This window comes from Rufibacter roseus, from assembly GCF_001647285.1.
GTDB lineage: Bacteria > Bacteroidota > Bacteroidia > Cytophagales > Hymenobacteraceae > Nibribacter > Nibribacter roseus.
On record NZ_LRML01000003.1, the window covers coordinates 66908 to 90640 of the forward strand.

Annotated in this window: 22 protein-coding genes; 14 read left to right on the top strand and 8 right to left on the bottom strand. The window is 46.3% G+C overall.

The genetic code is table 11. From position 1 onward, the window contains the following. Nucleotides 1–119: 119 nt before the first annotated feature. The 3 genes from A8O23_RS04310 to A8O23_RS04320 form a co-directional block, all read right to left on the bottom strand. Nucleotides 120–1928, bottom strand: a complete 1809-nt coding sequence (locus A8O23_RS04310; protein WP_153042069.1) for a hypothetical protein — start codon at nt 1926–1928, stop codon at nt 120–122. Between the two features lie 52 nt (nt 1929–1980). Next, nucleotides 1981–2910 carry a glycosyltransferase family 2 protein gene (locus A8O23_RS04315; protein WP_082882908.1) on the bottom strand — a complete coding sequence of 310 codons (930 nt, stop codon included), beginning with the start codon at nt 2908–2910 and terminating at the stop codon, nt 1981–1983. Between the two features lie 156 nt (nt 2911–3066). After that, entirely contained in the window at nt 3067–3495 is a 429-nt protein-coding gene (locus tag A8O23_RS04320) for a sugar 3,4-ketoisomerase (protein ID WP_204377675.1), read from the bottom strand. A 490-nt stretch (nt 3496–3985) separates the two neighbouring features. Here A8O23_RS04320 and A8O23_RS04325 point away from each other — a divergent pair, with 490 nt between their 5' ends. From A8O23_RS04325 to A8O23_RS04335, 3 genes are all read left to right on the top strand, one after another. Continuing rightward, on the top strand, nt 3986–4633 hold the full coding sequence (locus A8O23_RS04325) for a flavin reductase family protein (RefSeq protein WP_066617218.1): 648 nt from the start codon (nt 3986–3988) through the stop codon (nt 4631–4633). A 94-nt stretch (nt 4634–4727) separates the two neighbouring features. Then, on the top strand, nt 4728–6311 hold the full coding sequence (locus A8O23_RS04330; RefSeq protein ID WP_066617220.1) for an NAD(P)/FAD-dependent oxidoreductase: 1584 nt from the start codon (nt 4728–4730) through the stop codon (nt 6309–6311). Continuing rightward, nucleotides 6286–7884 (top strand): hypothetical protein, encoded by a 1599-nt coding sequence (locus A8O23_RS04335; protein WP_066617222.1) that lies wholly within the window; start codon nt 6286–6288, stop codon nt 7882–7884. Before A8O23_RS04330 ends, A8O23_RS04335 begins: the two co-directional genes overlap by 26 nt. Nucleotides 7885–7928: 44 nt before the next feature. Here the strand turns inward: A8O23_RS04335 and A8O23_RS04340 are convergent, their stop codons facing one another. From A8O23_RS04340 to A8O23_RS04360, 4 genes are all read right to left on the bottom strand, one after another. Further along, nucleotides 7929–10010 (bottom strand): ComEA family DNA-binding protein, encoded by a 2082-nt coding sequence (locus A8O23_RS04340; protein WP_066617224.1) that lies wholly within the window; start codon nt 10008–10010, stop codon nt 7929–7931. After that, a complete protein-coding gene (locus A8O23_RS04345) occupies nt 10007–10426 on the bottom strand; it encodes a hypothetical protein (RefSeq protein ID WP_153042070.1) in 420 nt (139 codons plus the stop codon). Before A8O23_RS04345 ends, A8O23_RS04340 begins: the two co-directional genes overlap by 4 nt. Next, on the bottom strand, nt 10336–10836 hold the full coding sequence (locus A8O23_RS04350) for a hypothetical protein (protein ID WP_066617230.1): 501 nt from the start codon (nt 10834–10836) through the stop codon (nt 10336–10338). Before A8O23_RS04350 ends, A8O23_RS04345 begins: the two co-directional genes overlap by 91 nt. Before the next feature lie 475 nt (nt 10837–11311). Further along, the gene (locus A8O23_RS04360; protein ID WP_066617236.1) at nt 11312–13639 is read right to left on the bottom strand and encodes a S46 family peptidase; all 2328 of its coding nucleotides are present in this window, start codon (nt 13637–13639) and stop codon (nt 11312–11314) included. 62 nt (nt 13640–13701) lie between these two features. Here A8O23_RS04360 and yidD point away from each other — a divergent pair, with 62 nt between their 5' ends. The 6 genes from yidD to A8O23_RS04390 all read left to right on the top strand — a co-directional run bounded on the left by yidD (nt 13702) and on the right by A8O23_RS04390 (nt 18584). Beyond that, nucleotides 13702–13932 carry a membrane protein insertion efficiency factor YidD gene (gene yidD / locus A8O23_RS04365; protein ID WP_066617239.1) on the top strand — a complete coding sequence of 77 codons (231 nt, stop codon included), beginning with the start codon at nt 13702–13704 and terminating at the stop codon, nt 13930–13932. 170 nt (nt 13933–14102) lie between these two features. Continuing rightward, nucleotides 14103–14849: a DUF4184 family protein gene (locus tag A8O23_RS04370; protein ID WP_066617242.1), complete on the top strand. Its 747-nt coding sequence runs from the start codon at nt 14103–14105 to the stop codon at nt 14847–14849. Nucleotides 14850–14860: 11 nt separating this feature from the next. Continuing rightward, on the top strand, nt 14861–15298 hold the full coding sequence (locus tag A8O23_RS04375; protein WP_066617245.1) for a nucleoside deaminase: 438 nt from the start codon (nt 14861–14863) through the stop codon (nt 15296–15298). 167 nt (nt 15299–15465) lie between these two features. Beyond that, complete coding sequence (msrB, locus tag A8O23_RS04380) at nt 15466–16044, top strand: peptide-methionine (R)-S-oxide reductase MsrB (protein WP_066617246.1); 579 nt, start codon at nt 15466–15468, stop codon at nt 16042–16044. 133 nt (nt 16045–16177) lie between these two features. After that, nucleotides 16178–17626, top strand: coding sequence for a phytoene desaturase family protein (locus A8O23_RS04385; RefSeq protein WP_066617247.1), 1449 nt, complete (start codon nt 16178–16180; stop codon nt 17624–17626). Between the two features lie 208 nt (nt 17627–17834). Then, nucleotides 17835–18584, top strand: coding sequence for an NHL repeat-containing protein (locus A8O23_RS04390; RefSeq protein ID WP_153042071.1), 750 nt, complete (start codon nt 17835–17837; stop codon nt 18582–18584). Nucleotides 18585–18685: 101 nt separating this feature from the next. Here A8O23_RS04390 and lgt read toward each other — a convergent pair whose 3' ends face one another. Then, nucleotides 18686–19618 carry a prolipoprotein diacylglyceryl transferase gene (lgt, locus tag A8O23_RS04395; RefSeq protein ID WP_066617253.1) on the bottom strand — a complete coding sequence of 311 codons (933 nt, stop codon included), beginning with the start codon at nt 19616–19618 and terminating at the stop codon, nt 18686–18688. Between the two features lie 203 nt (nt 19619–19821). On the opposite strand from lgt, the gene A8O23_RS04400 reads away from it, so the two are divergent. From A8O23_RS04400 to A8O23_RS04420, 5 genes are all read left to right on the top strand, one after another. Next, nucleotides 19822–20838 (top strand): NAD(P)/FAD-dependent oxidoreductase, encoded by a 1017-nt coding sequence (locus tag A8O23_RS04400; RefSeq protein WP_066618255.1) that lies wholly within the window; start codon nt 19822–19824, stop codon nt 20836–20838. A gap of 3 nt (nt 20839–20841) precedes the next feature. Beyond that, a complete protein-coding gene (locus tag A8O23_RS04405) occupies nt 20842–21165 on the top strand; it encodes a 2Fe-2S iron-sulfur cluster-binding protein (RefSeq protein WP_066617255.1) in 324 nt (107 codons plus the stop codon). Nucleotides 21166–21568: 403 nt separating this feature from the next. Further along, a complete protein-coding gene (locus tag A8O23_RS04410) occupies nt 21569–22078 on the top strand; it encodes an LVIVD repeat-containing protein (protein ID WP_066617257.1) in 510 nt (169 codons plus the stop codon). Nucleotides 22079–22080: 2 nt separating this feature from the next. Continuing rightward, a complete protein-coding gene (locus tag A8O23_RS04415; RefSeq protein WP_066617262.1) occupies nt 22081–22830 on the top strand; it encodes an LVIVD repeat-containing protein in 750 nt (249 codons plus the stop codon). 52 nt (nt 22831–22882) lie between these two features. Continuing rightward, nucleotides 22883–23569, top strand: coding sequence for a hypothetical protein (locus A8O23_RS04420; protein ID WP_066617264.1), 687 nt, complete (start codon nt 22883–22885; stop codon nt 23567–23569). The last annotated feature ends 164 nt before the right edge of the window (nt 23570–23733 follow it).

Consider the following 23733-nt stretch of genomic DNA (forward strand, 5'->3'; position numbering starts at 1 on the left):
ATTTAAACAGACTTTACACTCGTACTGCAATTCATAACCATACATGCTCTTGCTGTGATATTCTTATTCTGCTAAAACCTATATGTGTATTATGTGTAGCTATTATAATTCTGCTTTATTTATTGTGCAATTGGCGATTCAAAGGAATAAATCAAATACTCTTCTAGCTCATGAAAAGGTGTCAAACCTTTGAAGGTACTTAAATATCTGGAATCTTTGCTAACCCAAACTAAGTCTATTTCGTGGTGGTTAATATTTTCTATAATTCCCTTTTCTATTGAAAAAAGTGGCTGTATAGTTTTATATAAGGCTGGCTGATCTAAGGGAGCTAACTTTGAGATTGAATTCCGTAGCCCGGAAACATCATATGTAAATAAGTGCATCCTGTAGTCATTTCCGCGGGCATATTCCGTTACATGCGTAGGATAAAAATACAGGTACCATTGATTTGGTAACTGTTCATTTTCATCTACAAATAGACCCCGCAAAAACTTTCCTTTACCTAATGAGGCTACTTTATTTTCAAGTTCGTGATCATAATTCCGCTTCATGCTGATTTTTGCCAGGGGATAATGAAAATCAGTCATCAGTAACATGATTACAAAACAAACTGCAAATTGCCTCTTCTTAAAGAACTCATATAACACAAAAAAGAAAGCCAGACTAGTTAGAAGATAAGCCATTCTTTTTAGTTGGTCAGAATCAACAGAAACCTTAGCCAACACCACAAATGCTAAATGGTAAGCCAAAAAGCAGAAAAGTATCCAATAAGCCAAATCAAACACAAGAGCTTTATCTTTTAACATTTTGTAGTTTTTCAGCACCAGAAATGAAAGTATCACTCTAAAAGGGTATGATAAAAAAGCCAGCAAAAGCACTCTATAGGTTCTGTTAATTAAAGAATCTCCAAGAGCCAAAGAAACCGTTTCTACAATACCAGTTGATAAATATTTATCCCGTACCTGTTCTTTGAAAAAATAAAAAAATAAGACATATAGCACAAGAAAAATAACAACTGCAATTATATTCCATTTACGTAGTTTACAAAAAAATAACCCAGCCATAACTAATAGAGCTGGCAAAAAGAGAATGTTCACCACCGTTGCTATCATGAGCAGAGCAACGGTTACACTATAATATTTAAGTTGGAGAGATTTTGAGGCTAACAGAAACATTGGAATCATGACTATCTCTCGTAGTTGCATTCTATATGCAGGTTCAAAAACCCATCGAATTCCTAAGACCAAATAACAGAAGATAACTACCAGCACTAAAAGCAAACTGTTTCTACCTTTTATTTTGTCGGCAAACACTGCAAATACTGTTAATAGACCAAAAGTTTTAAAGAGCGGATACACAAAGTAAAACAAGACATAATCACTCTTCTCATTATGAAGGGTCTTAAATAGGCTACCTAACCAAAACTCTACGAAGTGGTACATAGAAACCCCGGAAAAGCCTTTCAAAACTGCTTCTGGACTTATAGTTTCTACGCCTGTATAATGCAATAAACTCAGGATACTACTGTAAATGAATCTTTCCTCCGCATCTTCACCATGTATGTGGTCTAAATAATTGAAAGGGTTCTGCAAAAAATCAAATTGAAAATTTACCTGTAGGAAAAATAAAAATACATAAGTACTTATTGCTCCACATACGAATCTGAGACTAGACGTTTGAACATCTATTGTAAAGGCCAGTATCATAGGTCTCATCCAAAACAGCACAGGCAGCACTAAAAAAAGAATAGTTACAAAAGCAGCTTTTATAACGGCATACACACTGACAACTAGTAATAGCCCCACCCAAAAACTAAGAACGTGCTGTAAAAATGAACATTGATTAATAAACCTGAGCTGCAAAAAAAAACTGCCCACTAGGTAAAAAACCAAAAACAGCAGTACCCCTAAAGCTAAAATTGTAATCATTCTTTGATATTGGAATTGAATTAGTCTATGTCTTATTTTAATTTCTATTCAATTATTTTACTTCTTCAATTATGTATAATGGCCTGTTTCTTGCAGCATCTAAAGCTCGCCAAACATATTCTCCAATAATACCCAAGGCTGTCATTTGAAAGGAGGAAACAAATAAAAGTACAACCATCATAGTGGTCCACCCTTCTACCGCCACTAGCCCATTTACTTTAGCATAAACCACAAAAAAGGCGTAAAATAATGCTGCCATACCTAACACTATTCCTACCACAGATATAACTCGAATTGGGAAAAAGGAAAATGAAAGAATGGAATCAATGAATAACTTTATTTTCTTTCTAAATGTCCATCTTGACTTTCCTAAGGTCCTTTGCTTTCTGCTGTAAGGTATACTTACATACTCAAATCCCATCCAAGCCATTAAATACATCACATTGCTGTTTCTCTCCTTTATTTTAATCACCTCATCCCTTACGAACTTATCAAACAGCACAAAGTCAAACCCTCCTTCGGGCATGTTTTTGAATGCAATTTTCCTCATAATAAAATGGAAAAAACTAGAGAATAAGTTTTGCAGCACGGGATCCTGCCTCTCTTTTCTATTGCCAATGACAAGTTTGAACCCTTGTTTCCAGTACTCATACATTTTTAGCATGAGCTCTGGTGGATCTTGTAAATCTGCAGAAATAATTACGCTGCAATCTCCAGTTGCATACTCCATACCTGCAATAACTGCGCTATAAGTACCCACATTACCAGCTAATTTTATAACCTTTACTTTTCCTGGATGCTGCGCTTTTACCTTCAGTAGCTCTTGATAGGTGTTATCTCTGGAACCATCATCTACAAACACATACTCAAAGCCTACATCAGCAGGAAAAAGAAGTTCATTGTCACAAAGCTCCTTGAAAGTTACAGGTATGTTCTTCTCATTAAAATAACAAGGAACTATGACTGAGAGCAAATGCATCATTCTTAAATTATTAAACCACGTTAAATGCTGTGCAATAACAATATGAAAGGTCACTAAGCTACAGTACAAATTTTTTTGCACCAGAACCAATCATTTGTGGCGGAAAAACTACTTTGACTAATTCAGATTTATTTAGATTGTCTGAAGAAAGTGGTTCTACCTTTTTTTCCATATACTCTTAAATTGAGTATAGTCACGAATATAATCTTCTGCTTGATATTCTGTGGAAGCCAGCACCATCTGTACAGCTGACAGGTAATACTGCATGGTATGCCACACATTCGGTGGCACATAAACGCCCTTCCCGGGCCTATCTAATACAAACACATCCACTTTTCCATCAACATGCTCTGTGGTCACCAAAATACGACCCATGACCGCAATGATAATTTGTTCAGTCTCATAATGGGCATGCCGCCCCCTGACAATACTCTCAGGGGTGTCATATGTCCAGAACACCCGCTTCACTTCAAACGGAGCAATCCTTTTACCCTCTGCTACCGAAATAAATCCTGTACTTGGCTCTCCAATGACTGGAAATTCGATTAGGTAAGGTTGCTTTATTTTTTCTTCCGCTTTGTTCACCCTTTAATATACCCTAGCTAGCTTCAACATTAAAAAATATTATTGTGCGGACAAGGTACTAAAATCGGCTCCTCTGCCTGCTATAATTGTTTCTTTTTACCTACTCAAAATTCGAAAGTTTTATTTCCTCTATGAACGCTGTGGCGTCCTTCCTTGCTTATCATCATAGGCTTGTAGCAAAACCTTACAAGACATCATGATAACCTTTGCCTTTCAAAAATTAACACAAATCTACCTCCTTCAAACAATGTAGTTTGCAGTTCTACTTATGAGAAAGAAGCACACCTCATTTTATTAGAGCCATTGCGTTTTGAATCTACCAAAAAAAACAAACATAAAATGTCTATAATCAACAGCTCTAGCAAAAGTAAGCTCATAGAGGCTTATCATTTGCGAGCTGAAATTTGGGCAGTTGTAGCATATTTAGTTAACTTACCCTTCCCTTCTACTTCAGAAGAGTTGTCATCGTTTTGATTTTACTTCTTTTGCTATGACAGACACCCGTTTTTCAACCTCGGACATTCTGCAGATGGACAAGCCTTACCGGGCTAATTTCATTACCTCGCTCTCTGGGTTCAAGAGCCTTTGCTTAGTTGGCTCTTCAGATGCTAAGGGTAACTCCAATCTAAGTTTGTACACCCAGGTGTTCCACGTGGGGGCTAATCCGCCACTTATTGGCATGTTAGTTAGGCCAGATAATGTAGTGCGTGACACTTTGAACAACATCATCAAAACTGGGTTCTATACGTTAAACCACGTGCACCCAAAAATTTATGAGGCTGCCCATCATTCTAGTGCCCACCACACTCAATCAGAATTTTCATTGTGCGGATTGACTCCTGAGTATTCAGAAAAACATACTGCCCCATATGTGAAAGAAGCCAACATAAAAATTGGTCTTAAGTTGGCGCAACGTACTTATATAAAACTGAATGGCACCATTTTAGTTATTGGTGAAATAGTGGAGGCATTGGTACCAGAGAGCTGCCTTCAGCCAGACGGGTATTTAGACATAGAAAAGGCAGAAAGTCTTACGGCCTCAGGCTTAGATAGCTACCACACCACTCACCGACTTAGCCGTTTACCTACTCCCGTTGTTGACACTGCCTTGGCACAAGGCACAGAAGTTGCGTTGTAGAGTAATTATGCTTTTTTATAAAAGGCAAAGCCCCATAACAACACACACTGTTAAAATTCTATCTGTTAACTTTGAACAGAATCAACCTGCTTCTATGCCTTCTTCCTCAACCGCTCTTATTATTGGGGCTGGTCCGGCCGGCTTAACGGCGGCTTATGAATTTCTGCAGCAAACATCGGTACATCCGTACATAGTGGAGGCCACAGACCGCATTGGCGGTATTTCGGCTACCATCAACTACAAAGGGAACCGTATGGATATTGGTGGGCACCGGTTTTTCTCTAAATCAGACAGAGTAATGGATTGGTGGTTGCAGATATTGCCCCTGCAGTTAGAGCCCGGACAATCGGTTGGGGAACTATCTTACCAAGGCAAGAGCAGAGCTGTTCCTGTAGTGTCTTCCTCAGATAAAAATACATCTGATAACGTCATGCTGTTGCGGCAGCGAAAATCCAGAATATTCTTCAGGCGTAAGTTCTTTGACTATCCGCTTTCCTTTACTTTTTCTACACTCTCTCAATTAGGCCTAGGTTGGACTGTAAAAGCTGTTTTTAGCTATCTGAAACAGGTAGCGCGGCCTATAAAGGAAGAAAAGAACCTGGAGGAGTTTTTTATTAACCGCTTCGGCAAGCATTTATATCAAACCTTTTTCAAAGCTTATACTGAAAAAGTATGGGGAGTACCTTGCCAGCAGATTAGTGCCGAATGGGGTGCCCAACGCATAAAAGCCTTGTCTATCACTGAGGCCGCCAAGCATTTCCTAAAACAGCAGTTCACTCCGTCTTCCACTGATTTCACCCAGAAAGAAACCGAAACCTCTCTTATTGAGCAGTTTCTGTATCCTAAATTGGGTCCAGGTCATTTGTGGGAAGTGGTAACTCATAAAGTAAGAGAACAAGGGGGCGAAGTACACTTGAACCAGAAGGTGGTGGGTCTGGAACTGGAAGAAAACCGAATTGTTTCAGCTACTATTTTACAGACTACAACCGGGGAAACGTATCAGGTTTCGCCAGATTACATTATTTCCACCATGCCCATCAGAAGCTTGATAAGAGCCTTGGGTAATGCTGTTCCGGCTGAAGTTAAAACAATATCAGAAGGGCTCCCCTACCGGAATTTTATCTCTGTAGGACTGCTGCTGAATAAACTTACTATTACTCCTGAGGCTGGCTCACTCATACAAGACAATTGGATTTACATTCAGGAGCCCGATGTGCAGGCGGGCAGGTTGCAGCTGTTCAATAACTGGAGCCCTTACCTGGTGTCTGACCCCAACAAAGTATGGATCGGTGTTGAGTACTTTTGCCAGGAGGAGGACGCCCTTTGGCACATGCAGGATGATGAACTGAAGCAGTTAGCGGTAGAGGAACTACAAAAGCTAGGAATCATCACCGCTGATCAGGTGCTAGATGGCACCGTGGTAAAAATGCCCAAAGCTTATCCTGCCTATTTCGGCACTTATTCTGAGTTCCCGAAGGTGCAGGCTTTTTTAGATCAGATAGAGAACCTGTTTTTGGTGGGCCGCAACGGCATGCATAAATATAATAACCAAGACCATTCTATGCTCACTGCCATGTTGGCCGTTGAAAACATTGCTGCTGGTCGCATGGATAAAACCAACATTTGGGAGGTCAATACCGAGCAAGAGTACCATGAACAGTCCACAGACAGGAAGTAGCCCAATGCGCTTATCAAACCAGAAATTCGCTCTGCTCTTTACTTTTCTGTATGGTCTGCTGCTGATATGGCTTTTGCCGTTCCATGAGCTTTGGCCAGACGAGACGGAACCTTGGCTGCTGGCACTCTACAGTGACTCCTATACAGACCTGCTGCACAACAAACGTTTTGAGGGACACCCCAACCTATGGTACAGTCTGCTGTATGTGATTACCCGGTTCACTGATAACCTTCAGGCCTTAAAGATTAGCCACTTCTTTTTTTCAGTGGGCTTTGTTTTCGTCTTTCTTCGTTATGCTCCTTTTCATTGGCTCATTCGGCTCTTATTCTGTTTTGGCTACTATGGAGTATATGAATATGGGTTAATCAGCAGGCTTTACGCTCCAGAAATATTTACTATGTTTCTGGTTTGTGCCTTCTACCAAAAACGCTTTTCTCACTGGTACGCCTATATCTTCCTATTGGCATTGAATGCGCAAACACACCTATTTGGTTTGTATTTTTCTGGAGCAATGGGCCTTCTCCTGTTTGCTGAGGCGCTTTGGCCTACTGAAACGGTACCAGCCTTCCAAAAAGTAAACGCAAAAAGAATAGGCTTGGGTGTGTTGCTCTGGCTGGTTGGCTGCGGTGTCTCGTTTTGGAGCATCACCCATTTTCTTGGCTTCGCCCATGGGCATATTTGGGACCCCTACAAGATACAACAGGCCAGTACACGCGTGTGGCAAGCATTTTTTCCAGTGCCGGAGTTCCTGATACAATTCTGGAACACTTCTTATTTAAGAACAAAGGTTGAAATACCGCTTTCTTTGCTACTTGTACTGTTGCTTTTACTTACCATCAGACCTAAACAACTCCTCTTATGCATACTTCTATTATTTGCGGGGCTTTACTACTTCTTTGCTTTTAAGTTCGGGCTTTCTCTGAGGCACCATGCTCACTTTTTTCTGTTTACCGTAGCCATTCTCTGGATAGCCACCCATTACCGCACCTACACACCGTCTTTAAAACCAAAAGAACTTTTCCCAGCCAACGTCAGGGTGGGTATTTTAAACTATCTGCTGCTGTTTACTACTATCACGCAATTTCTTTGTGGAATTTATGCCTTGTACATTGAATACAACTATTCTTTCTACCCGGCAAAAGAAGCAACCGCTTATCTGGAGAAACACTTTCCTGACTATTTGTTAGCCACTACTGAAGAATTTCCATCTTCAACCATTACCGCATATTCAGGTAAACCAATCTTCAATTTATCAAGGGGGGAATACGTCACGTTCTATGACTTAGACATGACCATAGAAAATAAGTTAACTCCTTACCAGAACTTACAGTGGGCGAAGGTATGGGCGCAGAAAAACAATAAGCCTGTTCTTCTTATCTCATCTAGGGAAATAGCCATTGAACACTTCCCTTACCCCGTAAAACATATTAGATCATTTGACCGGAAACAGATTGTTTCTCTGCCTCAAGACAGATTCATCTACTTTTATTTAGTTGAGCCAGGCTATTTCCCAACCTATGATTTTGTGGTAGGTCCGGTTGCTGATACAGTAGCACCTGAGGTAGAACAATAATAGATTAGCAAAAGGTGTTTTAGCTCTATTTTCCCAAAACCAGCTCAAAAACGGTAACGCACCTGCACCCGCACGTCGGTTCTTTCTGGGCCTTGAATTTCTTCTAGACCAGAACTCACTGTATCTTGCCCCCTGTAACGGGTGTAGCTTATCTTCGCCCAAAAGTCAAGGTGGCGGGTGAGGCGTTGCTGAGCCAACAAATACACGTGCGTGCCTCTTCCAAAGAAAACCGGAATGGAGAAAGCGTACAGTACATCTTGTTCGGCTGCGTATTGGCGGGTGTCATAGTCATCGGTGTCGAAGAGGGCGTAGCGGGCACTGAGGCGGGTGTAGTTCCGTGCCCAACTCACATCCTGCGCCATAAAATAACCGGTGCGGGCAGGGCCAGTTTGCCGGAAGCGGCTCATCTGCACTCTTGATCTGAACCGAAGTCTAGACTCTGGGTTCAGGTCTAGTAACAGCAGAAAGCGGTGCGAAAAGTAATCGTTCACCAGCCGGAAGGCCTCTCCTGAAACAGTTTCATTGCGGGCTTTTCGTTCGTGCTGGTACTGTCCGTAAAGCAGCGTGTTACGGTTGGGCATGAACTGAAGGCGCAGAAGGTAATCTTCGCCGTCTGAAGGGGCGTCTACTCTGTAGCGGAGCCAGCGGAAACGAAAGCGGTCATAGTAGGCGGTGAGTTGCCAGCGGCTGCTGATTTTCAGCTTCAGCCCTGTGTACAGGCCGCTCTCATTCTGATTTCTGCTTCCTTCGCCGAAGGCACCGCCATAAAACGTCTGAAAATCTTTGGCATAATGCCGGTACAACAAAGCCACCTCCACCCGCTCAGACAGACTGGCTAGAACACCGTTTACCGTTCCTACCCCACCATTACCCGACTGTGCCGTTTCACCGAAGAAATTTATGTTCTGCCACAGGTAACTGTAGTGCAACCCCACACCAGCCAAGGAGCGTCCGCTGAAACTGTATAGATTGTATAGCTCCGGACGTTTCTCCAGCGCCATGTCAAAGGAAGTATGCAGCGCAGTAAGCCCCACACTCAACGTTTGCCTTGGGTTACGGTACGTCACATCAGTTCCAATTACCTGCTCACGGGCACGCTGCCGGTTCGCAAATTCAGTGGGCGTGCGGTGCAGGCCAGAGGTTTGCAGTCCGCCCAGCAGTAGCACGGTGGTATCTTCCGGCAAGGCTCCTGACACAGAGGCATCTACTCTACGGTTTGAGTAGAAAACGGTGGTTTCCAAACGTTGCCATCGGTGCGTGGCGGCGGCTCCCCGAAAGAAGTTGGTTTCTAAGGTAGAGGTGTGGGGCCTAATGCCTAGCTGGCTACGCCGGACGGTGGTAATGGTCTCGCCACCTTTGCCCACGCTAAACCCGCTGGACAGCAACAGCCCCTGCCCTATCTGAAGCTGGTAATCGCCAACGGCAATGGTTTTAAACTGACCGCGGTCATAAAGCTGGGCATGCGCCGAATAAAAATCAAAGCCATAAAGCCGTTGTTCTGAATTCCAGCCAAACTGTTCACCGGCGTCTTTTTCGGCGGTAACGCCAAAACTGAAATCGCGCGGGTGACTAAGCCGATAGCGCAGCAGGTATTTGTCTGGCGAACCCAAGTAGCGGGTGGTGGAACGGCCTTCAGGCGGGGTGTAGCCGCGGCGCTCTTGCAGGGTGCGGTCATAGCGGAGCAGCAGCGAGTGGTTGTCTGCTCTTTTCAAGCGGTCTCTCCAACTCATTACCCCTTGCTGCCCCAAGGCCTGTACTGTCACAAAAGGAATCAACCGCCGGATGGTGAGCAGGTCAAAGTAAGGAATGCTCTGTAGTTCATACAAACTCAGGAGTCGTCCGTTTTCAGAGATGTGTTGCAGCAACGCCGAGATCTGTGCTTCAGAGAGAAGCCACAGGCCGCGCAGCTCCTCACGGGTGGCGCGGTTTAGGTCTAGCGGCTGACGGTAATACTGCAGCAGTGTCTCGTAGACATCTTCATAATCGGTGGTGACTTCATCGGTTTGCTGCCCGAACAGTTCCTGCACCAGCAGCTCCACATCTACCGGCGGCTTGGGCACTTCTTGGGCAAGAGCAAGCTGTTTTAGACCTAAAATCAGAAAAACAAGCCAAAAACGCACTTTCATGGCTTATCCTCCCACGAATATGAAACAGAAAGGTAGTTGCTAACGCCTAAATTGTTCTGAGCTCCCAGTGCGTACGCCACCTGAAACTGCTTAAACACCACATCCACGCCTGCCGTACCGGAACGCGTACCTGAATGGAAACCCGTGCGCAGACCCAAAGCTGGCACTACTCTGTATTCAATGCCACCTTTCACCGCCGCCGGAAACTCCAGCTCTTTCTCCGCCTCCACTACCAGCAATACTTTAGCCGCGGCTTTGTAACTCAACCCAATCTTCATGAGCGTTGGCACCCGTTCGTCTTCAAACTCAGCCAGCTTGGCTTGGTTCAGGTTAAAGATGTGCGCCCCGAATACCAGCCCCGGTACCACCTCAGACTGCCGCCCATGCTTAGCGCTACGGCTTTGCGGCTGCCCCATTCTTTTACCCGCACCTGCATTACATCGGCCTTCACTCCTAACCGCACCACCCCCAGCTGATGCGCCAATCCTAGACCCAGCCGCTGCTCATTGTACAACTCCCCACCAAACCTCTGGAGATCCAGCCCCCAAGTACCAAACTTAACGGTTGGCAAAACAGCCAGTAAACCCACCGTAGAAAGTTCAGGAATGAAGAAACGGTTGTAAGCAAAAGCACCAACTGCTGGCTGTTGTAAAGCAGCTATGCCAGCGGTATTATTACTCAGCGCCCACACATCAGGCAAGGTGACAGATGCGCCACCCAAACCAGCCGCTCTGGCTCCAGCCGGCGCATTATAAATCTGGGCATGTACCTGTAAAGCATTGAGAAATAAGAGGAAAGCCGTTAAAATCCGTAGAGCATGCAGCATAGGCAACTGGTTCTGGTGGCATTTTGGTTCTACGCGAAATCCTGAAATGGTGCTATGCTGGCTTTGAAAAATTTCATTAACTTGTATTGTTCTTTCAGCCTCATCTCGTCTACACCTATGAAAAAATCAATCATTAATCTTTCTGCGGTAGTCTGTTTTGGCTTTCTGTTCTCTTTTGCAGCACCGTCTTCAAACGTAGAGGCAGAGAGTTATAACCCGCAATGCACGGCTATAGCCAAGTCAACAAAAAAGCAGTGCAAGAACAGGCAGTGGGGAAAATGTGAGAAAGTACTTTGCTATGTCCACTGCAAATAGAATTATAAAAACCTCTGCATTCATTCCAGATCAGCAAATCATTGTGGACACAAGCGGACGCTTGCGCCATAGAAAACATTGAAAACGATCAAACCCCGTAGAACGCCAAAATTATTCATAAAAAACGCCCAGATGGCTCTGGGCGTTTTGGAGCTGTTTTTCAAGAAAAAGGCCATAAACGGAATTTCTTCTTCCCTTTCACTTCTTTCTTGATCTTGGTTTCGTTGCCTTTCTTCTTGATTTTGATCTGGGCATCTTCCGTTTCTACTTCAATTTTGCCGTCCATTTTAATGTCGTTGATGGCAGGATTGAAGGTGACATTGGGGTTTCCGTTGCTTACCAGCGTCATTTCCTGCACTAAGTGACCGGCTCCGGCAAACTTGTCAATGATGAACAGCACGTATTTGATGTCAACGTTAATGCAGCGCTTGTACTCAGGGTCAAAGACTAAGTCGCCGGTCATGGCTTCCCAGTTACCATCAAAAGCTAAGCCCATTAGCTCGCCCCGCCCGTTGATCACTGGTGAGCCGGAGTTACCGCCGGTAATGTCATTGTTGGTGATGAAGGCAACGCGTAGCTCTCCGTTTTGCCCGTAGCGTCCGTAATCTTTCTGCTCGTAAAGTTTTAGCAGTTTGTCCGGCACAAGGAATTCTTCATCTTCCGGATCTGCTTTTTCGGCAATTCCCTCCATGGTGGTGTAGTACTTATATTTCACACCGTCGCGTGGTTCGTAGCCTTGTACCGTCCCGAAGCTTAACCTCAAGGTAGAATTAGCATCAGGATAATACACTTTGTCAGGATTCATTTCGCGCAAACCAGCCACGTACAGTCGGTTGGCGCGATTCAGAGCGGCCTGAGCTTCGTTCAGCTTAGGCAAGATGTTCTGCTGATGATTTTGCTGCACCGCCAGCAACACTTTAAACGCTGGGTCATTCTCCATCGCCTTTTGGGTTGGATTTGCTAGAAAAGCATTGGCTTTTGCTGCAGAAGACAAAAAGGATTTACTGTAGACATCTGCCGCCCACTTTTGGAAGTTATTGTTGTATTTACTTCTCAGGTCTTTGAAAATCTCGCCGTGCTGCTCCTTCGGCACATCATTGAAGAACATCTGCATGAGTTCAGCAAACATGCGCTGGTCGGTAGTGGCCAAATAGTTCTCGTAGAACTCATTGTTCATTCCTTTGTACGCTTCTACCAACTGTTTCAAACGTGTTTGATCTACATTCCCTTCTTTGAGTAAGTTGTACAGGGGCGTGTATTGGTAGGCATGCGACATGAGTTGGGGCGCCAGAGCTGCCTCGGTGCGATAAATGCTGGCCAAATTGTATTTGCGCTGATTGGCGTATGAGGCATTGATATCTGACAAGGCGCTGCCGTAGAGGTTCTTTCTGTTGGGGTCAGCGCTGGCCCAAGTTTGAAAAACCTGTTCTTCCGTGGCTTTTTTATCCAGCGTCTTCATGCGCTTTATGCCCTCGTTCTGCCCTATAAAGTATTTGTAGTAATTGCTGATGCTGGCGTACTCTGAGGCTAGTTTCAGTCGGTTGGCTGGTGAGGCATCCATGGCTTCTTTCATGATGGCCAAACGGCGCTCGCGTAGTTTAATGCGCGCTGGGTTAGACTGTTCAACCGCCATGGCCAAACCCGAACCTGTCATAAAGCGCGTGGTGCGGCCCGGAAATCCGAACACCATAGAGAAATCACCTTCCTGCACATTACTCATAGAAATTGGCAGGTGGTGCTTGGGCTTGTACGGTAGGTTTTGCGGTGAGTAAGGGGCTGGCTTTCCGTCAGGACCCATGTACACCCTAAAAAGAGAGAAGTCGCCGGTGTGACGGGGCCACATCCAGTTGTCGGTGTCGCCACCGAATTTACCTATGCTTTCCGGCGGAGCGCCTACCAGACGCACATCATTAAAGCGCTCGTACACGAACAGGTAAAATTCGTTTCCGTTGAAGAAATCGCGCACGTAGGTCACGTATTGGCCGTTGTTCTTGGCTGCATCGGCTAAGCTTCTCATTCGCTCCCCCACCAGTTTCCCCCGCTCCTCTTCGGCGGTTTGGGGCGTAATGCCTTGCAGCACCTGTCCCGTCACATCTTCCATGCGCACCAGAATGTCTACAAACAGTCCTTCGTTCTTTCTTTCCTGTTCGCGGGTCATGGCCCAGAAACCGTCTTTAAGGTAATTGTTTTCTGGCGTGGAGTTGGCGGCAATGGCGTCATATCCGCAATGGTGGTTTGTGAGCAGCAACCCCTCCGACGATATGAACTCACCGGTACAAAAACCACCGAACTGCACAATGGCATCTTTCAGGCTGGAGTTGTTCACGCTGTAAATTTCCTCGGCGGTGAGCTGCAGCCCTTGTTTCTGCATATCCACGTAGTTCAGGCGCTTAATGAGCAGCGGCAACCACATGCCCTCATCGGCGCGTACGGTAAACGGCAACATCAAGCTGATGGTCAGCAGGATACTGTAAACTTTTTTAAGCATAATGGGTGTTTGTTTGAAGGCTTCAAGTATGTTTTGAGTTTTTTAACGAAATTGGCGGCACTATGGGTTTAATTCGCTGGTTTTTCCGGCACCTCTTCCTGGGCTTGGTGTGGATTTACCGCTACACCATTTCGCCGCTCACCCCCGGCAGCTGTCGGTTTACGCCCACCTGCTCGGCCTATGCTCACCAGGCTATCACCAAATACGGACCGTACAAAGGTGGTTGGCTGGCGCTGAACCGCATTGGCCGCTGCCACCCCTGGGGCGGGCACGGGTATGATCCATTGCCGTAGTAATTCTTTTTTTGCTTTAACACGATTTGCGTTTTAGAGCTACTTTTCAAAAAAGAGGGTAAAAACGTACTTTAAGAATGTGTTTTCTTTTCCTGAAAAGAAGCCGAATCACAAACTATGCGTGCCCGTACTATGTTGGTTACTGTTGCTTTTTAGGAGTTCAAAAATTCATGCCTTTTACCTTTTCTCACCCAGCCGCGGTTTTGCCAATCCTTGCGTTGCCCCAACGCTGGCGCTCCGCCACGGGTTTGATTGTGGGAAGCATGACTCCTGATTTTGAGAAGTTCATCAGAATGAGCACCGAAGACCCCTACAGCCACACTTGGCGCAGTATTTTTTACTTCAATTTGCCGCTCGGTCTTGTTTTGGCTTTCCTTTTCCACTTAGTCATCCGTGATACCCTTGTGAAACACTCCCCAGTTTTTGTGCGCCAACGGTTTATCAGGCTTTTAGACTTTAACTGGTGGAAATACTTCAGGAAACAGTACTTTGTGGTAGTTCTATCCTTGTTGGCGGGAACTATTTCCCACATTCTCTGGGATAGCTTTACTCATAAAGATGGTCGTGGTGTGCAATTGCTCCCATTTCTAGAGATGGAGTTGTCAGGCGGAGAAGATAAGTTGTATCTGTTTGAGGTGCTACAAACTGTTTCGTCTGTCATTGGCTTGGCTATAATTCTGTTTTTTGTCTTTAGGCTCCGGAAGAACCCCATAAGAGAAATACTTTCCCTTGCTAGTCTGCTTACGTACTGGGTTGGTTTGCTGTGCGGCGTAATGGCGGTGTTAACCGTAAGAGCAAATATTGGGAGCGGATTAGATACCCAAAGCCTTTACCACTTGTCTATTCCGGTTATTTCGGCTGGTATGATCAGTTTGATTATTGTTTCTCTTTACTTTAAAATTGTTAAACCCCATTAACCATCAAAACCATGGACGAATTTTTACAAGCTGCCTTAGAAGAAGCACAGAAAGGATATAGCGAGGACGGCATACCTATTGGCTCAGTGCTGGTACACAACGGCAAAATTATTGGCCGCGGCCACAATAAGCGGGTGCAGAACGGCAGCCCTATTCTGCACGGCGAAATGGATGCCTTGGAAAACGCGGGCCGTCAGCCTGCCAAAGTATACCAAGAGAGTGTGCTGTACACTACTTTATCGCCTTGCCCTATGTGCTCCGGCACCATTCTGCTCTACGGCATACCAAAGGTGGTGATAGGCGAAAACAAAACTTTTATGGGCGAAGAGGAATTGCTAAAATCACGTGGAGTAGATGTTACGGTGGTAGACAATCAGGAATGTTATGACCTGATGCAGAGATTTATTCAGGAGAAACCGCAGCTCTGGAACGAGGACATTGGGGTGTAAAGGAAGTGGAAATGCATCGCCTGAAAGGCACTGTTTTTGCATAGAATTTCGGGGGCTGCTAAATAGATGAAATGGGATGAACCACTCTACCCAATACAGAACCATTTTCTCTCGTTTATCTGTTTCAGTTGCAGTTGCCCCACTCTTTACTTATTAATTCTGTTTACATGAGCCGTGCTTTTTTGCTTTCTATCTTATTTCTGATACCATTTTATAGCTGCCAAAGTACTTCAGATACTTCTACCAGTCCGGCTGCTAGCACTTCTGTAGTACCTACTCAAGCAGTAGCCACCAACGCGCAGCACCCAAACAACCCTTATTACTCCCGCACTGACACTACCAAACTGCACGTGTCTGATGCCGAGTGGAAAAAGGTGTTACCGCCTAGCTTATTTCAAGTTGCCCGCCGACAAGCTACGGAACGCGCGTTTACTGGCAAGCTCTGGAACCATACCGGCAAGGGCACTTACTATTGCGCCGCCTGTGGCAATAAGCTGTTTGCCTCTGATGCTAAGTTTGCCAGTGACTGCGGGTGGCCCAGCTTTTTTGAGACCTTCCGGAAAAACGCCGTCATCTACAAAGATGATTTCTCGCACGGCATGGAACGCATTGAAGTTCTTTGCGGCCGCTGTGATGCCCATTTGGGTCATTTGTTCGACGATGGCCCCGCTCCCACCAGCAAGCGGTATTGCATGAACTCAGTCTCGCTGGACTTTGTGCCTACTACTGGATTGCAGATCAATTAAGAGATCAACCTTAAAAGCGGCTCGTTCTACAGCAGAACGAGCCGCTTCTTTTTACAGGAATCTGAATCTTGCCCTGTAAAACTATAGTAGTACCTTAGATGGCACATTCAGCCCAGTGGCTTCTGAAGTAAATATGGAAAAACGTGAGGTAGATGCGGTGGTGGTAGGCTCTGGCCCGAATGGTCTGGCGGCGGCCATTGCCATGCAGGAGGCGGGTCTCTCGGTTCTGCTGGTGGAGTCTAAGGAAACCATTGGCGGCGGCATGCGCACGCAGGAACTCACGCTCCCCGGCTTCCGCCACGATGTCTGCTCGGCCATTCACCCGCTGGCCGCCAAATCTCCTTTCTTCCAGACGCTACCCCTGCACGAGCACGGGTTGGAATACATATATCCCGCTGTGGCGGCGGCGCACCCGCTTGACAAAGGCACTGCCGCCACCCTAATCCACTCTCTCCCAGAAACAGCTCAACGGCTGGGTACCGACGAAAAGTCCTACCTGAACCTCATGGACCCGCTTGTCAGGGATTGGCCAAATATTGCCATTGACGTGCTGGGCCCGCTTCAGTTGCCAAGGCACCCTTTTAAAATGGCTAAATTTGGACTGAAGGCCATGACCGCTGCCACGTTTCTGGCCGACAGGCTTTTCACTACCCCGGAGGCGCGGGGGCTGTGGGCGGGCATGGCGGCGCACTCGCTCCAGCCGCTCTCCAAAATGACTACCTCGGCCATTGGTCTGGTGCTCATGGCGCAGGCGCACCTGCACGGGTGGCCTCTGCCCAAAGGCGGCTCCCAAAGCATTGCTAATGCCCTGGCCTCCTACTTTATCTCTTTGGGCGGTAAAATAGAAACGAACTTTCACGTAAGCTCATTGGCGCAGCTGCCTTCTTCACACGCGGTGCTGCTGGACGTAACGCCCCGGCAGTTGCTGGAAATAGCTGGGCACAAGTTCTCCCCGCTGTACCGGTGGCAGCTGGAGAAATACCGCTACGGCATGGGCGTGTTCAAGGTAGACTGGGCATTGAACGGACCTGTTCCCTTCACCGCGCCGGAATGCCGGCAGGCTGGCACCGTGCACCTGGGGAATACCTTGGAGGAAATCGCCGCCGGAGAGCAGATGACCTGGAACGGGCAACATCCGGAAAAGCCTTTTGTGCTGCTGGCCCAGCAAAGTGTCTTTGACGCCTCGCGCGCGCCAGAGGGCAAGCACACCGCCTGGGCCTACTGCCACGTGCCCGGCGGCTCCACCAAAGACATGACCGAAGCCATTGAGCGGCTGGTGGAGCGCTTCGCTCCGGGCTTTAGAGAAAGAATTTTGGCGCGGCACACCATGAATACCCAGCAGATGGAGGCGTACAACCCCAACTACATCGGCGGCGACATCAACGGCGGCGTGATCGACATCAGGCAACTCTTCACCCGACCCGCCCTGCGCCCCTCGCCGTACCGCACCTCGGCCAAGGGCATTTATGTCTGCTCTTCCTCTACCCCCCCGGGCGGCGGGGTGCACGGCATGTGCGGTTACCACGCCGCCGCCCAAGCCCTCAAAGATGTCTTCGGGTTGAAAGCAAAACCGCTCTGCTAAGTGTGTTGATAGAAATTTAGCTAATTCTATTCAACATCTACTGCCACCGCTCGTTAAAAGGACTTCCTGCCAACATGTAATCATCTAGTTGGGATTATCTCATTAAATAGTTTTCAAGATGAAGCACAGGTTACAGTACCTTTTAATAATGTTGTTGATTTCCTTTACTGCGTTTATACAGAGCAGCTTCTTACCGGCTCTACCAAACATGCATAACCTTACTCATTTAGCCAAGCTTCCAAAACCGGTAGTGGAAAGTTCGGGTTTGGAATTGGCCGAGCAAGCCGGCACCTACTGGACCCACAATGATGCTGGCAACGCCCCTGTGCTGTACAAAATTAACGAGAAGGGAAAATTGATAGACCAAATCACCGTGCCGGGTACGCAGAACAACGACTGGGAAGACCTCGCGAAAGACACCAAAGGTTATTTGTACATAGCCGACACGGGCAATAACAACAACAAAAGACGTACGCTGTCTATTTATAAGGTATCGCCAAAGGCAGGGTTTAAAGCACAAGTCATCAATTACACCTACCAAGACCAACCCGAAGGTAAAATACCCAAGAAAGATCGAAATTTTGACTGCGAGGCCATCTTTTGGTACAACAGTAAGCTGTTCCTAATTTCTAAAGACCGCGGAAGCGCCAAAACAGCCAAATTGTACCAACTTCCTGACCAACCTGGCACGCACGTGGCCAAGCTCATTTCTAAAACTGAACTTCCTGGCATGGTTACTTCCGCAGATGTAAGCCCCAATGGCCGTCATTTAGCGGTGCTGACCTACGGTAAAGTGTACCTGTACCCAGTGCCTAAGAACTCTACGCAGTTCATGTCTCAAAAACCCAAGATTCTGGAGCTACAGGAAACCGGACAGGTAGAGGCGGTTGCGTTTAAAGACAACCAGACTATTTTGATCAGTAACGAAGAAGGAAGTCTCTTCAAGTATTCGCTCTGATGGGTAATCAAAATAAAAACGCTTCGGCCATGGCAAAATAAATTACCAAAGACGAAGCGTTTTGGGTCTGTTTTTTGAAAAGCAGCTCTAAAACAGCAGCGTTAAGCTCTTACCTCATCGGGCTGACGGGGTTGGCGTATGGCGTAGAAGAGCACGGCCAGCCCAATCAAGACCAGCGGAATGCTCAGCCACTGCCCCATGTTCAGCGGCAGACTATCTTCAAATGCAACCTGATTTTCCTTCAGGAATTCTACCAAAAAGCGGAATGAGAACAGCAAGGTCACAAATAAACCGAACAGCAGACCCGTCACTCTACCGGCTCCTTTCTTCCAAAGGGTGTACAATAACACAAACAAAAAGATGCAGAAAAGTGCCTCGTACAGCTGAGTAGGGTGGCGCGGAACGGCCATAAAGTAGTTTGAAATAGAATCAGTGGCCTGATTGACTACATCCATTTCTACTGATCCGTCTGGCTGCCTGATGCGCTGCACCAGCGCCGCTCCCTCAGGCAAAGGCTGCGTAGCCGGAGACAAATGCTCTACATCGCGCGGAAAAATAAAGGCCCAAGGCACATCGGTGGGTTTGCCCACTATCTCAGAGTTCATGAGGTTGCCTAATCTAATACAGGCACCACCAATGGCTACCACTATTACAATGCGGTCAAGCACCCAAAAATAGTTGAACTTGTATTTGCGGCTGAACAGGTACAGGGCCACCAGAATACCAATGGTACCGCCGTGGCTGGCTAAGCCTCCCTCCCAAATCATGAAAATTTTAAGCGGGTTAGACAGGTAATAAACCGGGTCATAAAAAAGACAGTGCCCTAAACGCGCGCCAATAACGGTACCAATGATCATGTACATGGTCAAGATGTCCACGTCTTCATCGGTGCGGCCGTTTTTGCGGTAAATGTACTTTTCAATAGGTTGAGTCAGCACAAACGCCATGGCGAAAAGCAAACCGTACCAGCGCACGGTAACAGGCCCCAGCGAAAAAATATCGGGAGAAACATCCCAAAGAATAAAGCTCAGCATAGAAAATTGACTGTTAGAGGGGCTAAATTTACAATTTAATCTATGAGCCGCAAGAATACAATTGGCTTCAGGGGAAACACTTTAGGGTAAAATGATGTTACTTTGCAGGCGCAATAGCAAAGCATAACAAATACTTAGCTTTGCCATATGCGCAGGGGCGGCAACACGAACGCAGGCTGCCATTCAGAAACATTTTATCTTTTATGTCAACTATAACTACTGATATCTGCATAGTAGGAGCCGGACCGGTAGGCTTGTTTGCAGTGTTTGAAGCCGGACTTTTGAAAATGAAGTGCCACGTGATAGATGCCCTGCCTCAGGTGGGCGGACAGCTATCTGAGATCTACCCTAAGAAACCGATCTATGACATCCCGGGATTCCCGATGGTACTGGCCGGTGATTTGGTGCAGAACCTGATGGAGCAGATAAAGCCCTTTCACCCTACCTTCACCTTAGGTGAACGTGTGGAAGAGTTGCAGAAACAGGAAGACGGCAGCTTTAAAGTGATCACCTCTGGCCAGACCGAAGTAAACTGTAAAGTAGTGGTGATTGCCGGTGGTCTTGGTTCTTTTGAGCCACGTAAACCTGCCATTGAAAACCTTGAGAATTTTGAAGGTGGCAAAGGCGTGGCCTACATGATCTTAGACCCAGAGCATTACCGCGACAAGCGTGTGGTTTTGGCCGGTGGCGGAGACTCTGCTCTTGACTGGGCAATCTTCTTAGCCGATGTAGCCAAAGAATTAACTCTGGTTCACCGCGGCACTACCTTCAGAGGCGCCCCAGAATCTGCAGCCAAAGTGACCAGTCTGTCTGAGGAAGGCCACATGAAGCTGCTCTTGAAATCTAACGTAACCGAAGTACACGGCAGTGAAGACGGTCTGGAGTCGGTGACTATTTTATCTGACGGAGCTGAGCCTTATAAACTGGAAGTAGATGCGTTTATCCCGCTTTTCGGGTTGGTACCTAAATTAGGTCCGTTGGAAAACTGGGGACTGGAGCTGGAGAAATCTGCTATTGTGGTAAACACTTTTGATTATAGCACCAACGTGCCAGGCGTATATGCCATTGGTGACATCAACACCTACCCAGGTAAACTGAAGCTGATCTTGTGTGGTTTCCATGAGGCTGCTTTGATGGCTCAGAGCGCTTACTCTTTCATTTACCCCGACAAGAAATTCGTTCTGAAATACACTACCGTTAACGGGGTGCCTACTATCTAAGCTATGCAAGAAGACATAACTGTTTACGTAGAGAACGAAGCCGGTGAGCGCATAGCCGTTCCCGTGCCTACTGACATGGGCCTGAGTCTGATGGAAGCTCTGAAAGCAAACGAGTTCGACATTATGGCTACCTGCGGCGGCATGGCTTTATGCGCAACCTGCCACGTAGAACTCATAGAGGCTCCTGAGCTGCCAGAGGCATCAGATGATGAAATGTACATGCTAGAGAATCTGCCCAACCTGACCGACGGCAGCCGCCTCTCTTGCCAGATAAAGGTGACCCCGGAGCTGGACGGCACTGTGCTTCGGCTCATGGCCAACCATTAATGGTCTACCAATTTCTTGAAAATCCCCGCCTGTTCTACTTAATCAGGCGGGGATTTTGTTTTAGAGGTGTTTTTGAAAAAGAAGGCCAAAAACTGCCTTTACTTTACTCCGCTCCTGACAATAGTAAAGCTACCAAAAGAACGCTTACCTGCAGCTGCTCCCGCTCATCAAACTCTTTCCCACATAGGCATTCCGCGCGGAAAGCAAAAATATTAGTTCTACTAGCAGGGGTATCGGGCTTGAATATGGTCTAACTATAAAGGCACCTACACAAATACCTGTTCACAGGGTAAAGATGCTGCTATGCTCAGCTTTCAGTTTCTTTAGTTTATGTTTCTGTTAACTACACTTTAAATCATTTATTTTCAATATTTTAGCTATTATACAACTTTACAAGCTGCGTATGAAAAAGCATCTTTACCTTTTGCTGGCTTTTGCCATGGTATTTAGCCTTTGGGGCTGCCCTGCCCCAATTGAAGAAGAGGGTTTTTCTAACTATGTACCCATCTTGATGCAGCGTAACCAGCTAGAAGCATCAGTGGTACTTAAACCAGCGCGGGCTATTTCTAAACCAGGTAAAATCTACCGATACGGTAATCTTCTCTTGATTAACGAGCAGTACAAGGGCGTACATTTCATTGATAACTCAAATCCATCTTCTCCCCAAAAAGTAGGTTTTCTGCAGGTTCCGGGTTGCATAGATTTTGCCGTGAAAGAAAACGTGTTGTTTGTAGACAATGCCGTTGATTTAGTGGCCGTAGACATAACAGACGTGCAGCATGCCCAAATAACGAAGAGGGTTAAAAACGTTTTCCCGCAGTTAATGGCTCCTGATAATATGCAAAGCAATATTACCCTGGGTGGTGCCATTAAAGATGCCATTATTGTAGGTTGGGAACTAAAAAGCAACTAGCCATGAAGTCAACAACAGTATTTATTAACATGGCGGTTGCCTTAGTCTGCTTCCTGTCCGCGTGCGGCGCTGAACACGTGGCTCCTACTTCTGGCACTACTACCGGTCAAGGCGGATCAATGGCTAGATTTGCCGTGACCGGTGACCACCTCTACACCATTGACCACAACAATCTGCATCTGTTTGATATTAGCCGGCCCAAAGACCCTGTTAAATCTAAGAGTATGGGGTTAGGTTTTGGCATTGAAACCATCTTCCCGTTTCAGGATAAGCTGTTTATTGGTTCGCAAACTGGAATGAGCATACTCAGCATTCAAGATCCGTCTAATCCTACCCATGTCTCTTCATACGAGCACGTGGTGAGTTGTGACCCCGTAGTCACCGACGGCCGTTACGCCTATGTCACGCTTAGTTCTGGCACCACGTGCCGTCAAAGCATAAACGAGCTGCAAATCATTGACATACAAAACATGCGTTCTCTGCAGTTGCTGAAACGATACCCCATGACAAATCCCAAGGGTTTGGGCGTAGACGGAAATCTTCTTTTTGTGTGCGACAACGGCTTAAAAGTCTTTGATGCCTCTAACGTGCAGGACATACAGCTGAAACACCACTTCAAGATAAATGCCTATGATGTCATACCCTACAACGGGCAACTGTTAGTTATTGGCTCAGACGGTTTCTACCAGTACCGCTACAACGGTGAATCCATAGAATTACTCAGTAGTTTACCCGTAGAACCGGCGGGTTAAAGTAAAGAAGAGAACAAGTTTTTCAGCACACTTTGCCCCCGGTAACAGCATCATGTTTAAATCCTTTCTTTTCTGTCTGTTCTCTGCTGCTTTGCTACACGCTTCTGTTTCTGCCAAGGCACAGTCAGACAGCTTGCCCAGTGGAAAGTACCTGTTTCGGATAAGCCCGCAGCACCTGCTTCTGCAAGGATACCACCTTGACATTGAAAAACAATTGAAAGCGGGCGGTACCCAGAGTATTCTCTTCTCGCCACGGGTGTATACCGGCAACACCCACTTTGCCGATGAGTTTACTGTGCGGAGCTATAGAAAAGAAGCCAGCGGCAGAGTAACGGGTTTTGGGGCGGAGGTGCAGCATCGTTTCTACCAAAGCAACCTTGCAGACCTGTATGACCACAACTTTTACATGGCCTATGGATTCAACCTTCACCGGTTTGATATAGTTTTCCAAAACTACGGCTGGGCCGAAGAGTTGGCAGATGATGGTCTGTATTACTATAGGTTCAAATATGCTGATTTTCAGGAAACTATCTACCGCATGGGCGCCATGGCTTATTTGGGGTACCAAGGGGGCTTTATCACCGACCGAACTCTAGTGGATTTGTACGTATGTTTTGGGTATAACCACAGTTTCAGCTCTACCTCTTACCACATGATACGGTATAACAGAAACATAATGGACTATGGACACACTGGTTTCATTGTTTACCCCGGCATCAAATTTGGCTTTGTGCTGTAGATCTTCTTAAAAGCCTTTTAGCCCTATTTTTCAGAAATTGGCTTTAAAATGATAAGGCAAGTGTAAATAAATTCTGTCTTGTGCGTAAATCAAGTAGTGCTGAAGTAGTTAAACCTATTTACAGCACCGTGCACCCCTATACAAAAGGTTTCAGGCACTTTAAA